At 69.3% G+C, this 15,563-nt stretch carries 13 protein-coding genes; 6 read left to right on the top strand and 7 right to left on the bottom strand.

From position 1 onward, the window contains the following. Positions 1-15: 15 nt before the first annotated feature. Positions 16-2,217, bottom strand: a complete 2,202-nt coding sequence (locus tag SZ55_RS05185; RefSeq protein ID WP_044402417.1) for an OsmC domain/YcaO domain-containing protein — start codon at positions 2,215-2,217, stop codon at positions 16-18. Between the two features lie 391 nt (positions 2,218-2,608). On the opposite strand from SZ55_RS05185, the gene cobF reads away from it, so the two are divergent. After that, the gene (cobF, locus tag SZ55_RS05180) at positions 2,609-3,373 is read left to right on the top strand and encodes a precorrin-6A synthase (deacetylating) (protein WP_044402414.1); all 765 of its coding nucleotides are present in this window, start codon (positions 2,609-2,611) and stop codon (positions 3,371-3,373) included. 18 nt (positions 3,374-3,391) lie between these two features. On the opposite strand, the gene SZ55_RS05175 is transcribed toward cobF, so the two are convergent. From SZ55_RS05175 to SZ55_RS05160, 4 genes are all read right to left on the bottom strand, one after another. Next, the gene (locus tag SZ55_RS05175) at positions 3,392-4,576 is read right to left on the bottom strand and encodes an NAD(P)/FAD-dependent oxidoreductase (RefSeq protein WP_044402411.1); all 1,185 of its coding nucleotides are present in this window, start codon (positions 4,574-4,576) and stop codon (positions 3,392-3,394) included. Between the two features lie 227 nt (positions 4,577-4,803). After that, complete coding sequence (ppa, locus tag SZ55_RS05170; protein WP_044402408.1) at positions 4,804-5,331, bottom strand: inorganic diphosphatase; 528 nt, start codon at positions 5,329-5,331, stop codon at positions 4,804-4,806. Positions 5,332-5,408: 77 nt separating this feature from the next. Then, the gene (locus tag SZ55_RS05165; protein WP_044402405.1) at positions 5,409-6,227 is read right to left on the bottom strand and encodes a zinc-dependent peptidase; all 819 of its coding nucleotides are present in this window, start codon (positions 6,225-6,227) and stop codon (positions 5,409-5,411) included. Positions 6,228-6,237: 10 nt separating this feature from the next. After that, positions 6,238-6,897 (bottom strand): DedA family protein, encoded by a 660-nt coding sequence (locus SZ55_RS05160; RefSeq protein WP_044402402.1) that lies wholly within the window; start codon positions 6,895-6,897, stop codon positions 6,238-6,240. 150 nt (positions 6,898-7,047) lie between these two features. On the opposite strand from SZ55_RS05160, the gene SZ55_RS05155 reads away from it, so the two are divergent. Next, a complete protein-coding gene (locus SZ55_RS05155; protein WP_044402400.1) occupies positions 7,048-8,637 on the top strand; it encodes a protein kinase in 1,590 nt (529 codons plus the stop codon). A gap of 9 nt (positions 8,638-8,646) precedes the next feature. Here the strand turns inward: SZ55_RS05155 and SZ55_RS05150 are convergent, their stop codons facing one another. Beyond that, entirely contained in the window at positions 8,647-9,099 is a 453-nt protein-coding gene (locus SZ55_RS05150) for a GNAT family N-acetyltransferase (protein ID WP_044402397.1), read from the bottom strand. 188 nt (positions 9,100-9,287) lie between these two features. On the opposite strand from SZ55_RS05150, the gene SZ55_RS05145 reads away from it, so the two are divergent. The 4 genes from SZ55_RS05145 (at position 9,288) to SZ55_RS05130 (ending at position 15,007) form a co-directional block, all read left to right on the top strand. After that, positions 9,288-11,420, top strand: a complete 2,133-nt coding sequence (locus SZ55_RS05145; protein WP_044402394.1) for an acetyl-CoA hydrolase/transferase C-terminal domain-containing protein — start codon at positions 9,288-9,290, stop codon at positions 11,418-11,420. A 92-nt stretch (positions 11,421-11,512) separates the two neighbouring features. Next, entirely contained in the window at positions 11,513-11,887 is a 375-nt protein-coding gene (locus SZ55_RS05140) for a DUF2946 family protein (protein ID WP_044402391.1), read from the top strand. Between the two features lie 103 nt (positions 11,888-11,990). Next, positions 11,991-14,132, top strand: coding sequence for a TonB-dependent copper receptor (locus SZ55_RS05135; protein WP_044402388.1), 2,142 nt, complete (start codon positions 11,991-11,993; stop codon positions 14,130-14,132). A 107-nt stretch (positions 14,133-14,239) separates the two neighbouring features. Beyond that, a complete protein-coding gene (locus SZ55_RS05130) occupies positions 14,240-15,007 on the top strand; it encodes an alpha/beta hydrolase (protein ID WP_044402386.1) in 768 nt (255 codons plus the stop codon). A 21-nt stretch (positions 15,008-15,028) separates the two neighbouring features. Here the strand turns inward: SZ55_RS05130 and SZ55_RS05125 are convergent, their stop codons facing one another. After that, the gene (locus SZ55_RS05125; RefSeq protein ID WP_044402383.1) at positions 15,029-15,490 is read right to left on the bottom strand and encodes a hypothetical protein; all 462 of its coding nucleotides are present in this window, start codon (positions 15,488-15,490) and stop codon (positions 15,029-15,031) included. Positions 15,491-15,563: the final 73 nt, after the last annotated feature.

Below are 15,563 nucleotides of genomic sequence, written 5' to 3'. Positions count from 1 at the left end.
GCGCCCGCCAGGGGCTCAGCCCCGCGCAGCGGCTGCGCGGGCCCGCGCGGCGTGCAGCTTCTTGTAGCTGTCGATCAGGCGCTGGTGGCGGTCCAGCCCTTCCAGTTTCAGGCTGGTGGGGGTCAGGCCGTGGAAGCGCACGCTGCCGTCCAGGGAGCCCAGCACCGCATCCATGCGCTCGTTGCCGAACATGCGGCGGAAGTTGGTCTCGTAGTCGGCCATGTCCAGGTCGTCGTCCAGGGTCACTTCCAGCGCCGCGTTCAGGGCCTGGTAGAACAGGCCGCGGTCGACGGTGTTGTCGTTGTACTGGAGGAAGGCTTCCACCAGCTCCTTGGCGTCTTCGAATTTCTTCAGCGCCAGGTGGATCAGCAGCTTCAGCTCCAGCACGGTCAGCTGGCCCCACACGGTGTTGTCGTCGAACTCGATGCCGATCAGCGTGGTGATGTCGGTGTAGTCGTCGACCTCGGTGTTCTCCAGGTTGCGCAGCAGCGATTTCAGCTCGCGGTCGCCCAGGCGGTGCAGGTTGAGGATGTCGGCGCGGAACAGCAGGGCCTTGTTGGTGTTGTCCCAGACCAGGTCCTCCACCGGGTAGATCTCCGAGTAGCCGGGCACGAGGATGCGGCAGGCGTTGGCGCCGAGGTCGTCGTAGACCGCCATGTACACCTCCTTGCCCATGTCTTCGAGGATGCCGAACAGGGTGGCGGCCTCCTCGGCGTTGCTGTCCTCGCCCTGGCTGGAGAAGTCCCACTCGACGAATTCGAAGTCGGCCTTGGCGCTGAAGAAGCGCCAGGACACCACGCCGCTGGAGTCGATGAAGTGCTCGACGAAGTTGTTCGGCTCGGTCAGCGCGTGGCTTTCGAAGGTCGGCTGCGGCAGGTCGTTGAGGCCCTCGAAGCTGCGCCCCTGGAGCAGCTCGGTGAGGCTGCGCTCCAGCGCCACTTCGAAGCGGGGGTGGGCGCCGAAGGAGGCGAACACGCCGCCGGTGCGCGGGTTCATCAGGGTCACGCACATCACCGGGAATTCACCGCCCAGGGAGGCGTCCTTGACCAGCACGGGGAAGCCCTGCTCCTCCAGGCCCTGGATGCCGGCGAGGATGCCGGGGTACTTGGCCAGCACGGCTTGGGGCACGTCCGGCAGGGCCAGCTCGCCTTCGAGGATCTCGCGCTTGACCGCCCGCTCGAAGATCTCCGACAGGCACTGCACCTGGGCTTCGGCCAGGGTGTTGCCGGCGCTCATGCCGTTGCTGAGGTAGAGGTTCTCGATCAGGTTGGACGGGAAGTACACCGTCTCGCCATCGGACTGGCGCACGAAGGGCAGGGAGCAGATGCCGCGCGCGGTGTTGCCGGAGTTGGTGTCGTACAGGTGCGAGCCGCGCAGCTCGCCGTCGGGGTTGTAGATCGCCAGGCAGTGCTCGTCGAGGATCTCGGCCGGCAGGGCGTCCTTCGGGCCGGGCTTGAACCAGCGCTCGTTCGGGTAGTGGACGAAGTCGGCGTTGGCGATGTCCTCGCCCCAGAACTGGTCGTTGTAGAAGAAGTTGCAGTTCAGTCGCTCGATGAACTCGCCCAGGGCCGAGGCCAGGGCGCTTTCCTTGGTCGAGCCCTTGCCGTTGGTGAAGCACATCGGCGAGCTGGCGTCGCGGATGTGCAGCGACCAGACGTTGGGCACGATGTTGCGCCAGGAGGCGATCTCGATCTTCATGCCCAGCCCGGCGAGCAGGCCGGAGAGGTTGGCGATGGTCTCTTCCAGCGGCAGGTCCTTGCCGGGGATGCAGGTGCGCTGGCCGCTACTGGTGGGGATCAGCAGCGCCTGGGCGTCGGCGTCGAGGTTCTCCACCTCTTCGATGATGAACTCGGGGCCCTGCTGCACCACCTTCTTCACCGTGCAGCGGTCGATGGAGCGGAGGATGCCCAGGCGGTCCTTCTCAGAGATGTCGGCCGGCAGCTCCACCTGGATCTTGAAGATCTGCGCGTAGCGGTTCTCCGGGTCGACGATGTTGTTCTGCGACAGGCGGATGTTGTCGGTGGGGATGTCGCGGGTCTGGCAGTACAGCTTGACGAAGTACGCCGCGCACAGGGCCGAGGAGGCCAGGAAGTAGTCGAAAGGCCCCGGCGCCGAGCCGTCGCCCTTGTAGCGGATCGGCTGGTCGGCGATCACCGTGAAGTCGTCGAACTTGGCTTCGAGGCGGAGGTTGTCGAGAAAATTGACCTTGATTTCCATGCAGGGGCACCAGCGTAAGAAAGGGTGGAACGGTGAAGGGGGCGACTCCGGGGCGCCCGTCGGTCATCCGCATGGCCCTGGCCAGGGCGTGCAGGCAGACACTCGGGGGACGTGACGGGAGCGAGGAGGGCGGGCGCGCCAGGGACCGGTCCGCTGACCGGTAGCCGATGCCGCAGTGGGTTCGCCGGCGGGAAGGATAGGGGAATTGGCCGCCAGTGCCCAGGCGTGGCTGCCCGGTAGGCACGCGGCAGGCCGCTGCGGCGACGGCCGGTGGCTGGCAAGGGGCACCTGGCGGCGAAGCAGCGGCGATGAATTGGGGCGGTGAAAATCCTTCACTCGTCGGGGCTTTGCCATCAACATGTCGGCCCTGCGAACGCGTGAGGGTCTCTCCATGAAGAAGCTGTTGATCATCGGCATCGGTGCCGGCAACCCCGAATACATCACCATCCAGGCCATCAACGCGCTCAACCAGGCTGACGTCTTCTTCATCCTGGACAAGGGCATCAGCAAGGAAAAACTCATCCACCTGCGCCGGGAAATCTGCGAGCGCTACATCAAGGACCGCGACTACCGCTTCGTCGAGGCGGGCAGCCCGGAGCGCGAACGCGGCGGCGACTACGGCGTGGCGGTCAAGGACCTGAACCTGGCCAAGCAGCAGGTGTTCGAGCGCCTGATCGGCGACCTCGGCGAGGACGAATGCGGGGCCTTCCTGGTCTGGGGCGATCCGGCCCTGTACGACAGCACCATCCGCATCCTCGAGGCCATCCTGCGGGACGGCCGGCATGCCTTCGAGTACGAGGTCATCCCCGGCATCAGCAGCGTCCAGGCGCTGGCCGCGCGCCACAAGGTGCCGCTGAACCGCATCGGCGGAACCATCGAGATCACCACCGGGCGGCGCCTGGCCGAGGGCTTCCCGGCGCATGCCGACAGCGTGGTGGTGATGCTCGATGCCGAGGACACCTACCGGCGCCTGAACGCGCCGGACCTCGACATCTACTGGGGGGCCTACGTCGGCACGCCGGACGAGATACTGGTGGCCGGCAAGCTCAAGGACGTGGCCGAGGACATCGCCCGGGTACGCCAGGCGGCGCGTGAGGCCAACGGCTGGATCATGGACACCTACCTGCTGCGGCGCGGGGGCGAAGGCGACGCGTGACGCCCCGCTCGCGCGGCCCTACACGTACTGCGCGGCGGCGTAGCCGGAGGCCCAGGCCCACTGGAAGTTGAAGCCGCCCAGGTGGCCGCTGACGTCCAGCACCTCGCCGACGAAGTAGAGCCCGGGGGACTTCAGCGATTCCAGGGTCTTGGATGACACCTCGCGGGTGTCCACCCCACCCAGGGTGACCTCCGCCGTGCGGTAGCCCTCGGTGCCCGCCGGCACCAGTTGCCAGTTGCCCAGGCGCTCGGCGATGGCCTTCAGCTCGCCGGGGCTGTATTGCTTCATCGGTTTGGAAGTGAACCACTGCTCGGCCAGCAGCCCGGCCATCTTCTTGGTGAACAGCTCGGCCAGCAGCGTCTTCAACTCGCTGTTGGGCCGCTCGCGCTGCTGCTCGGCCAGCCAGGTCGGCAGGTCGAGGGCGGGCAGCAGGTCGATGCTGACGACATCACCGGGCTGCCAGTAGGAGGAGATCTGCAGGATCGCCGGCCCGCTGAGCCCGCGGTGGGTGAAGAGGATGTTCTCGACGAAGCTCTGCCCGTTGCAGCTGACCCGGCAGTCTTCCACCGAGGTGCCGGACAGGGCCTCGCACAGGGCCTTCAACTGCGGATCGGTGATGGTGAACGGCACCAGCCCGGCGCGGGTGGGCAGCACCGTATGGCCGAACTGGCGGGCCACCTGGTAACCGAAGCCGGTGGCGCCCAGGGTGGGGATGGACAGCCCGCCGGTGGCGATGACCAGGGATTCGCACTGGGCGGGGCCCTGGCTGGTCTCCAGGCGGTAGCCCCCTTCGTGGTGGCTGATCTCGCTGACCGAGGTGTTCAGGCGCAGGTCCACGCCCGCCTGCTCGCACTCCTCCAGCAGCAGGCCGAGGATGTCGCTGGACTTGTGGTCGCAGAACAGCTGGCCGAGCTTTTTCTCGTGGTAGGGCACGCCGTGCTTGGCCACCAGGGCGATGAAGTCCCATTGGGTGAAGCGTGCCAGGGCGGACTTGCAGAAGTGCGGGTTGTGGGAGAGGAAGTTCGCCGGCTCGCAATACAGGTTGGTGAAATTGCAGCGGCCGCCCCCGGACATGAGGATCTTCTTCCCGGCCTTGTTGGCGTGGTCCAGCAGCAGTACGCGGCGTCCGCGCGCGGCGGCGCTCATGGCGCACATCAGCCCGGCGGCACCGGCGCCAATGATGATGACCTGGGGGGATAGCACGGTGAGGACCTCGTGAGCGTGGCGTCTGGCGGCGGAAAGCGGCGCATCTTACCCGATCCACAAGGGGGGCCGCGTCCGGGTCGTCCGATGGGCGTTTGGGGCGTCGGTGCTCCCTAAGGCTGCCGAGTGCCCCCGTCGCGCTGATGAGGCGGGTCGGGCAGCGCAGTCCCGGAATGCGGGCAATAAAAAAGCCGGCTTGTGGCCGGCTTTCCTTGAGAGGTCGGGGCTTACTTCTGGTAAGCCGCAACCGCTTTAGTGATTTCTGCGCGGGCGGCGTCGGCGTTGCCCCAGCCTTCAACCTTCACCCACTTGCCTTTCTCGAGGTCCTTGTAGTTCTCGAAGAAGTGCTTGATCTGCTCCAGCAGCAGGGCCGGCAGGTCGGTGTATTCCTTCACGTCCACGTACAGCTGGGACAGCTTGTCGTGGGGAACGGCGAGCAGCTTGGCGTCGCCGCCGGCTTCGTCGGTCATGTGCAGGACGCCGACCGGACGGGCGCGGATGACGGAGCCCGGCGCGACCGGGTAGGGGGTCACGACCAGCACGTCCAGCGGGTCGCCGTCGTCAGCCAGGGTGTTGGGGATGTAGCCGTAGTTGGCCGGGTAGAACATCGGGGTGGCCATGAAGCGGTCGACGAACAGGCAATCGCTGTCCTTGTCGATTTCGTATTTGATCGGCGCATGGTTGGCCGGGATTTCGATCGCGACGTAGATGTCGTTCGGCAGGTCTTTACCAGCCGGGATCTTGCTGTAGCTCATGGTCGACTCCCTGGAATGGGCCAAAAAAAGTGGGCGGATTATATGCACATTCAGGGGGCGTTGCTACGCCGCCGTGCTCATCCGTTGGTCGTGTCCCGGTAGGCCGGATCCTCGGCCTGGAGGCGGGCCAGTCGGGCGCCCGGATCCTGCCGGTAGAACAGCCGCAATTGCGCGTAGACCCCGGGGTAGGCGGCCTGCAGCAGGTCGGGGGCGGTGAAGAAGTATTCGCTGGTGACGGCGAAGAACTCCGCCGGGTCTTCGGCGGCGTAGGGGTCGATGGGCAGCTCGGCGTTCTCGTCCTTGTCCAGGCGGGCGTTGAGTTCGTCGTAGACGCTCTGCATCGCATCGGCCCAGTCCGACTGGCGCATGTCGCGGTGCAGTGGCGGCAGGCCGTTGGCGTCGCCGTTGAGCATGTCCAGCTTGTGGGCCAGTTCGTGGATCACCAGGTTGTAGCCTTCCCAGCCGCCGCTGGCCTGGATGCCAGGCCAGGCCAGGACCACCGGCCCCTGATGCCAGGCTTCGCCACTGCGCTCGTCGTCCCATTCGTGGACCACGCCGGCGCTGTCGCGGTGTCGCTGGGGGCTGACGAAGTCGTCGGGGTAGATCACCAGCTCGTGGAAGCCCTGGTACCAGCCCAATTCCTCCAGGTGCAGCAGCGGCAGCTGGGCCTGGGCCGCCAGCAGCAGGCGTTCGCGGGCGTCGAGCTGCAGGTCGCCCAGCAGGCTCAGGTGCTTCTCGGCGAGGAACAGCACGCTGCGCTCCCGCAGCCGGGCGTCTTCCTCCGCGTCCAGGCCATCGAGGATCGGCAGCGCCTGGCGCACCTCGGCCCAGAGAGCGTCGTCCACCGGGTGGCGGGCCAGGATGCGGCGGCGCCGCCAGTCGCGGAAGAAGCCCATGGGGTGGCGGTCAGTTGTGCGGGGCGTCGCCGGCTTCGGCCGGGCGCAGGCGACGGTGCAGGAAGCCGATGATCATCGGCAGCAGCGACAGCAGGATGATGCCGATCACCAGCAGCGAGAGGTTCTGCTTGATGAAGGGCACGTTGCCGAAGAAGTAGCCCAGGGTCACCAGGCCGCCGACCCAGAGGATGCTGCCGGCGACGCTGAAGGCCACGAAGCGGCCGTAGGGCATGCGCCCGACGCCGGCGACGAAGGGCGCGAAGGTGCGCACGATGGGCAGGAAGCGCGCCAGGGTCACGGTCTTGCCGCCGTGGCGGTCGTAGAACTCGTGGGTGCGCTCCAGGTAGTCGCGGCGGAAGATCTTCGAGTTCGGCCGGCTGAACAGGCGCTCGCCCGTGGTGCGGCCGATCAGGTAGTTGGTGCTGTCGCCGAGGATGGCGGCGCTCATCAGCAGCAGCGCCAGCAGGACCGGGTCCATGGCGCCGTTGGCGCACACCGCGCCGGCGATGAACAGCAGGGAGTCGCCCGGCAGGAAGGGCGTCACCACCAGGCCCGTCTCGCAGAAGATGACCAGGAAGAGGATGGCGTAGATCCAGGGGCCGTAGTTGGTGACCAGCAGGTTCAGGTACTGGTCCAGGTGCAGGACCAGGTCGATCGGGTTGAATTCCATGGGGCGCCTTGAACGGGAAAACGGAGGCGGCCGGTGGCCGGGCGAGCGGCATTATAGGGGCAAGGGCTGGGCGAGCGGCGAGCTTCCGTCGTGGGTTTTCCGGCATGAAGGCTGCAGATGTTTCCGCAGTTTTCCGATGGAGGCCCGCCCATGGCGCTGCAACTGCTGGAACACCCCGCCCTGRGCCTGGCCCAGGGCCACGGGCCGGACCTGCCCCAGCAGGCCGCCCGTGCCCGGGCGGCCTGGGTGGCCGGGCATCGGGGGCGGCCGCCGTCGCTGATGCTGGTGCTGCTCTGGGCCCGCCAGTGCCCCGATGTGGTGCAGGTGCTGGACCACCACCTGGACGCCCTGTTCGCCGACTACGCCTGCACCCCGGAGGGCTGGAGCGAGGTGCAGGCCGCCCGCCAGGTGCTGGCGGCGCTCAACCTGCGGCTCTACAAGCACGGCCAGGCCGGCGCACGCCTGCCTGAGCTGAGCGCCGGCCTGGTGCTGGCGCAGGACGGCCAGCTGCATTTCCTCCAGGCCGGTGCCGTGGGCCTGGCGCGGGTCCATCGCGGCGTGCTGGAGCAACTGCCCGGCCACGAGGGCGGCCTGGGCGCCCAGCCCGAGCTGGCGGTGGTGCAGCACAGCCTGCCGCTGCGCATGGGCGAGCCGTTGTTGCTGGCACCACAGCCCTTGCTGCAGGTGGCCGACCTGCAGCGCTTCCAGGCCGATTGCGCCGAACTCGCCCCCGGGCGCCTGGGGGAGGTGCTCGAACCGCTGCTGGCGGCCCCCGGTGCGGCGGCCGTGCTGCTGCCCGGTGCCGCCGACCAGTTGCCGGCACCCACCCCGGGCAACAGCTGGCCGGCGGTGCTGGATGCCGCGCCCGGCCTGCAGGTGGACGGCTGGACGCTCCAGGCCGCCTGCGCCTACGGGCCGCCCGGCCGGCTGTTCCGCGCCCGGGACGACATCGGGCGCGAGGCCCTGCTGTGGCTGGCCGAAGGCCCGGCCGACGAAGCCTTCTGGCAGCGCGAGTGGGTGCTGCGGCGCAGCCCGGTGGCCAGCCTGCCCCAGGTGCTGTCGCCCCACCGGCCGCGCCGGCATGCCTTTCTCCTGTTCGAGCCGCCTCCGGCCGGCGTGCGCAGCCTGGCGGACTGGATCGGCAGCCAGGGACCGTTGCCGCCTGCGACCCTGGTCGCCCTGCTGTGCCAGCTGATCGAAGCGGTGCGGGCCTTGCAGCGGCGCGGCATGCAGGGGCTGTGGCTGAACCCCCGGCAGATCCTGGTGGGGGACGACAGCCGGGTGCTGCTGTTGCCGGAGTTCGCCGCGATCCTCCCCGGCGTGCAGCGCCAATCGGTCCCGGCCCAGGCCGTGCCCCTGGCCCCGGAACTGCGCCATGGGCGGGCGGCGGACGGCTCGGCCGACCAGTTCGCCCTGGCCGCGCTGTGCTACTGGATGCTCAGTGGGCAATGGCCCGAAGTGGCGCGCCCCGAGGGCGGGCAGGCCAGCCGCTACGTGCCGTTGGCGAGCTTTCGCGCCGGGCTGCCGGAGGGCTGGGACGGTGTGCTGGCGCGGGCCCTGGCGCCCCAGGCGCGGGCGCGCTTCGAGGCGCTTTCGGAGTTCCAGCTAGCCCTGGAACGGGCCCTGCAGGCCGCGCGCCAGGCCCCCACGCCGCGCGACGGGCGCAAGGTGCGCCTGGCGCTGGCGGGGTTGCTGGTGGTGCCGGTGGTGATCGGGTTGTGGTGGGGGCTGGGCCTGTGAGGAACGGGCTCAGTCGCCGATGGGCAGGATGTAGTTCTTGAACTGGCTGTCCTCGCGGAAGCCGATGGACTCGTAGACCTTCTGCGCCACTTCGTTGCCGACGCTGGTGGACACCCGCAGGCGCACGGCGTTGGTTTCCTTGGCCATCTTCTTGGCGGTCTGCAGCAGGCGGTCGGCCACCAGCTGGCGACGGGCGTCCTCGGCGACATAGATGTCGTTGAGGATCCACACGCGCTTGAGCGACAGCGAGGAGAAGCTCGGGTAGAGCTGGCAGAAGCCCAGCAGCTTGTCCTCGTCATCGGCCAGGGCCAGGTAGATGACCGATTCCTTGCGCTTGAGGCGGGTCTCCAGGAACTTGCGCGAGGAGTCCGGGAAGGGCAGCTCGCCGTAGAACTCGCGGTACTTCACGAACATCGGGCTCAGCAGGTCCAGATGCTCCAGGGTGGCTTGGACGATGCGCATGGGAAGACCTCGGCGTCGGTAGGGATACGGGAACGGAATGCAGGTGCCATGCCAGCACCGTCCCGATGCTGCCTCAAAGTTTGTTCGCCGCGCAATCGCGGCAAAGCGGCCGGCTGCGCCACGTAGGGGGATCGAAACGCACCCGCTGCCGGTCCAACCCCGGGACGAGCCGATGCAAGGAGTTCCCCGTGGCAGAGCGATCCCTGGAACAGGTGGTGGATGAGGTGCTGGCGCGCATCGACGGGCCCATCCGCCTGGGCATTCCCCTCGGGCTGGGCAAGCCGGTGCGCTTCGTCAACGCCCTGTACCAGCGCATCAAGGCCATGCCCGAGCGTTCGCTGACGCTCTACACCGCGCTGTCCCTGGCCCGGCCCCGACCGTCCGGGGAGCTGGAGCGGCGCTTCGCCGAGCCGTTCTTCGAGCGGGTGCTGGGGGATTGCCCCGAGCTGGACTACCTGGCCGACCTCGAACAGGGCACCTTGCCGGCGCACATCCGCATCGAGGAGTTCTACCTGCAGCCCGCCAGCCAGCTGGACAACCCCCGCGCCCAGCAGCACTACGTCAGCCTCAACTACAGCCATGTCGCCCGGGACCTGGCGCGCAAGCGGCTCAACCTGCTGGCCCAGCTGGTGGCCCGCGATCCCGCGCGGCCGGGGACGTTCAGCCTCAGCTGCAACCCGGACATCACCCTCGACCTGCTGCCCGGCCTCGACGCCCGTCGCCAGCGCGGCGAGACCGTGCTCTGCGTGGCCCAGGTGCACGAGGCGCTGCCCTACATGCCAGGGGACGCCGAGGTGCCGGCGGCGACCTTCGACCTGGTGCTGGACGAGACCGAGCGCACCCCGCTGTTCTCCACCCCGAACATGCCCGTCAGCGCCCAGGACCACGCCATCGGCCTGCACGCCAGCACCCTGGTGCGTGACGGCGGCACCCTGCAGGTGGGCATCGGCGCCATGGCCGACGCCCTCACCGCCGCGCTGCTGGCCCGGCACCGGGACAACGCCGCCTACCGGGCAGTGCTCGACGCCCTGGACGTGCCTGGACGCTGGGACGGGCTGATCGACCGCGAGGGCGGCCTGGCGCCGTTCCACCAGGGCCTCTATGCCAACAGTGAAATGGTCCTGCCCGGGCTGCTGGACCTGCTGGAAGCCGGCATCCTCGGGCGCCGCGCCTACCCGGACCTGCGCCTGCAGCGCCTGGCGGACGCCGGCGTGCTGGACGCCGAAGGGCGCGTGGTCGACCCCGAGGCGCTGTTGGCCACCCTGCCGCCGCGCCTGGACGCCGGCACCCTGGGCTGGGCCCGGGGCCACGGCCTGCTCGACAGCCGCCTGACCCTCGACGGCGAGCACCTGCAACTGCCCGACGGCCGCCGGTTGCCGGCGGACATCGAGGCGCCGGCGACCCGCGCCGCCCTGGTGGAGCACCTGGGAAGCGCCCGTGGCGGTGTGTGCATCCACGGCGGCTTCTTCCTCGGGCCCCGCGACTTCTACCGGCGCCTGGCCGCACTGGACGACGCCGGCCGGGCGCGCATCGCCATGACCGGCATCGGCTACGTCAACCGCCTGCTCGGCGACGAAGCCCTCAAGCGCCAGCAGCGGCGTGACGCGCGCTTCATCAACAGCTGCTTCTGCGTGACGCTGCTGGGGGCCAGCGCCGCCGACCAACTGGAGGACGGCCGCGTGCTCAGCGGCGTCGGCGGGCAGTACGACTTCGTCGCCCAGGCCCATGAGCTGGACGGCGCCCGCTCCATCCTGATGCTGCGCAGCTGGCGCGAGTCGGGCGGCGAGGCCCACTCCAACATCCTCTGGGACTACGGCCACACCACCATCCCGCGCCACCTGCGGGACATCGTCGTCACCGAATACGGCATTGCCGACCTGCGCGGGCGCAACGATGCCGAGGTGGTGGAAGCCCTGCTGCGCATCAGCGACGCACGTTTCCAGGACGAGCTGGTGGCCCAGGCCAAGGCGGCCGGCAAGCTGCCGTCGGATTTCGTGCTCGACCCGGCCTGTCGCGGCAACACGCCCTGGCGCCTGCACAGGGTGCAGGCCGATCACCCGCGGCTGTTCGCGGAGTACCCGCTGGGCTGCGACTTCACCCCCGTGGAGCAGGACCTGCTGCGGGCCCTGCGCTGGCTCGGCGCCCGGCTGCGCCTGGAGGACGCCCTCGACCTGGGCATGAGTGCGCTGTTCGAGGTCGCCTCGGCCGAGGCCTGCGCCGAACACCTCCGGCGCATGGGCCTGGAGAGCCCCGAAGGGCTGCGCGAGCAGGCCTTCCAGCGCCTGTTGCTGGCCGGCCTGAAGGCCACCGCGCCCGGCTGAATCGGCGGGAAAGGTTCTGGCAGGACCGTGCGGCAATGCGCCACAAGGCCCGCGTTCCGTGATCCGGGGCTTCGGTGCTAGAGTCGCCGCCCATGAAACCGACCCCTTCCTCCCGCTCGTTGATCGCCTGGATGCTCTACGCCTGCGTCCTGCTCAACGCGCTCGCCTGCAGCGTCCACCACGGGCAGGCGATGGGGCTGGAGCTGAGCGGCCTCGGCGGCGCCTTCTGTTCCGCCCATGGCGAATCGGGGCCGGGCTTCGGCGACCTGCCGGGCGAGCTGTCGCGGCTCGCCGGTGCCGGCTTCAACTGCCCGATGGGCTCGGCCATCACCCTTGGCGTCATCTTCTTCCTCGGCCTGTACTGGCTGCAGCGCCAGCGCGCGGTCCCGCGCCCGGTTCGCGAGCGCCGCTGTACGGCCCCGCCGCGAGAGCGCTGGCCCTCGGCCAACCCCCGCGCCTCCCCCTGAGTTTCCGGCTCGTCCCCTGCGGCCCGCCTGCGCGTGGCCGTCGCGTCCTGCCGCCCGTGCATCCGTCCGGCGCGGCCTGATCCACCTGATCCGGAAAATCACGATGTCCCTTTCTGCCCGTTCCACCGATTGCCGCACCCCCTTCACCCTCGACCGCAGCCAGCTGCGCTGGCGCCAGGCCTTCGTCCTCGCAGCCGGCCTGGCCCTGTGCAGCGGCCTGCAGGCGGCCGAGCACGTCCACGCCAAGCCCGCCGCCAAGGACAGCGACACCCAGGAGCTGCAGCCCACGGTCGTCACCGCCGTGCAGCAGAGCTCGCCGCTGACCGTGGTGGCCGACCCGAAGGACGCCCGCCAGCCCATCCCCGCCAGCGACGGCGCGGACTACCTGAAGACCATTCCCGGCTTCGCCGCCGTGCGCAACGGCGGCACCAACGGCGACCCGGTGCTGCGCGGCATGTTCGGCTCGCGCCTCAACCTGCTCACCAACGGCGGCCAGATGCTCGGCGCCTGCCCGGGCCGCATGGACGCCCCCAGCTCCTACATCTCGCCGGAAACCTTCGACCGTCTCACCGTCATCAAGGGCCCGCAGACCGTGCTCTGGGGCCCCGGCGCCTCCGCCGGCACCGTGCTCTTCGACCGTGAGCCGGAGCGCTTCGGCGAGCTGGGCAGTCGCGTCCACGCCAGCGTGCTGGCCGCCTCCAACGGGCGCTTCGACAAGGTGCTGGACGGCGCCGTGGGCAGCGAGCTGGGCTACCTGCGCTTCACCGGCAACCAGTCCCAGTCCGACGACTACGAGGACGGCAACGGCGACACCGTGCCCTCGCGCTGGCGCAAGTGGAACGGCGACGTGGCCCTGGGCTGGACCCCCGACGAAGACACCCTGGTGGAGCTGACCGCCGGCCGTGGCAACGGCGAGGCCCGCTACGCCGGGCGCGGCATGGACGGCAGCCAGTTCCTGCGGGAAAGCCTCGGCCTGCGCTTTGAGCGCAGCAACCTGGGCGGCGTGCTCGACAAGCTGGAGGCGCAGGTCTACTACAACTACGCCGACCATGTGATGGACAACTTCCGCCTGCGCAGCCCCAACCCCTCCAGCTCCATGCCCATGCCGATGGCCTCCCAGGTGGACCGCCGCACCCTCGGCGGACGTGTCGCCGCCACCTTCAAGTGGAGCGAGGTGGAACTGGTGGCCGGCCTCGACGCCATGCGCAGCGAGCACCGCAAGCGCGCTTCGCGCTATTCGATGATGAGCGGCCAGTTCACCGACGCCGACCAGTTCCCCCGCGTGCGTGATGCGCTGATGCACAACTACGGCGCCTTCGGCGAGCTGACCTGGTACGCCGCCGATCGCAACCGGGTGATCACCGGCGCCCGCCTGGACCACGCCCAGGCCCTCGACGACCGCGCCACCGTGGGCATGATGAACATGGCCAACCCCACCTACGGCAAGACCCGCTCCGACACCCTGCCCAGCGGCTTCATGCGCTACGAGTACGACCTGGCAGATGCCCCGGCCACCCTCTACGCCGGCCTCGGCCACGTGCAGCGCTTCCCCGACTACTGGGAGCTGTACTCCCCCGGCCGTGGCCCGGTCGGCTCGGTCAACGCCTTCGACGGCGTGAAGCCGGAGAAGACCACCCAGCTCGACTTCGGCGTGCAGTACAACGACGGCGACCTGGAAGCCTGGGCCTCCGGCTACATCGGCCAGGTGCGCGACTACATCCTGTTCACCTACACCCCGGGGATGATGGGCGCCACCTCCCGCGCCGATAACATCGACGCGCGCATCATGGGCGGCGAACTGGGCGCGGCCTACCGCCTGGACGACAACTGGAAGGTGGACGGCACCCTGGCCTACGCCTGGGGCAAGAACAGCTCCGACGGCCGCGCGCTGCCGCAGATGCCGCCGCTGGAGGCACGCCTGGGGCTCACCTACGAGCAGGACGCCTGGAGTGCCGGTGCCTTGTGGCGCGTGGTGGCCGCGCAGAACCGCGTGGCGGAGAAGCAGGGCAACGTGGTCGGCCAGGACTTCGACAAGAGCGGCGGCTTCGGCGTGTTCTCCCTCAACGGCGCCTACCGCCTGACCTCCAACCTCAAGGTCAGCGCCGGGGTCGACAACCTCTTCGACAAGGCCTACTCCGAGCACCTCAATCGCGCCGGCGACGCCGGGTTCGGCTTCCCCGCCGACCCCGAGGCGATCAACGAGCCGGGTCGCACCCTGTGGACCAAGGTCGACTTCAGCTTCTGATCACCGGTCGATAGCGGGCCTGGCGGCCCTGTGGAAAGATCGGTCGGCGCCTCCAGGGCACCTCTGAATCGTTGGAGGTGCCCTGGAGGGCGCTGCCAGGAGCTGCCATGACCCGCTTTCTGATCACCCTCGCGACCCTGCTGGTCGCCCTCTACCTGCTGCTCTGCGCCGGGCTCTACCTGTTCCAGCGCCAGCTGCTCTACGTGCCCCAGCCGCGCACCCTCGACGCGCCGGGCAGCACCCTCGAACTCACCCGCCCCGAGGGGTCGCTGCAGGTCACGGTGCAGGCCCACGACGGGCCCCGGGCGCTGCTGTACTTCGGCGGCAATGCCGAGGACGTCTCTCTCAACCTCCCCGAACTGCGCCAGGCCTTCCCCGACCGCGCGCTGTACCTGATGCACTACCCGGGCTACGGCGGCAGCGCCGGCGAACCCTCCGAAGCGCTGATCGTGCGCGACGCCCTGGCCCTGTTCGACCAGGTGCAGGCCACGTACCCGCAAGTGGATGTGGTGGGGCGCAGCCTCGGCTCCGGGGTTGCCGTGCAGGTGGCCAGCGCCCGGCCAGTGAGGCGGCTGGTGCTGGTCACGCCCTACGACAGCATCGAGGCGGTGGCGGCGGAACGCTTCCCTTGGGTGCCGGTGGGCTGGCTGCTGAAGGATCGCTACCGCTCGGTGGACCGGGTCGGAGCCCTGCGGACGCCGAGCCTGCTGTTGGTGGCAGGGCAGGACCGGGTGATTCCCCCGGCCCACGCCGAACGCCTCGCCCGGCACTTCGCCCCCGGTGTAGCGCGGCTGGAGCCGCTGGAGGGTGTGGGGCACAACGACATCAGCCTGCACCCGCGCTACTGGGCGCTACTGCAGGAAGCCCTGCGCTGAGAAGGGGCCGGTGGAGGCGGCTCAGGCGTAGACGCTGATGCCGCCCTTGGCCTGCAGCCAGTCGCGGTAGGTTTCCAGGGACTGGGTCTGCTGGTTGCCGTTCACCCCGACGAAGGACAGGCCGCCGCCCAGGTTCTTGTCCAGCAGCTTCTGCACCTGGGTGAGCAGCTTGGCGGCGTCGTCGCGGTCGAGGCTGGAAACGTCGGGCAACTGCAGCTTGGCGCCGCCGCTGCCGTTGAGCCCGGCCTGGCTGGCCTGGGTGGCGTTGGTGATGACGTTGCCGGTGTCGCCGGCCATGGCATTCATCAGGCCGCCGCGGCCCTGGGCCACCAGGTTGGCGGCGAGCTTGCGCAGGTCGGCAATGGGGTCGGAGGGCGTCTGCGGCTTGTCGGTGGTGCCGGACGTGCCGCTGTTGCCGGCCTTGTTGCCGGCCAGCGAGGCGAGGTAGCCGGCCAGCGGCGAGTTGTTGTTGATGAGGGTCATGGGTGGATTCCCCGAATCTGCGGACACCGGCGTTCAGCATAAAGCGGGCCAGGTGGCTGCAAGCCAGGCGTGG

This window comes from Pseudomonas sp. FeS53a, assembly GCF_000931385.1.
Classification (GTDB): domain Bacteria; phylum Pseudomonadota; class Gammaproteobacteria; order Pseudomonadales; family Pseudomonadaceae; genus Metapseudomonas; species Metapseudomonas otitidis.
The sequence above is the reverse complement of the archived record's forward strand: the minus strand, read 5'-3'. Positions and strand labels throughout refer to the sequence as shown.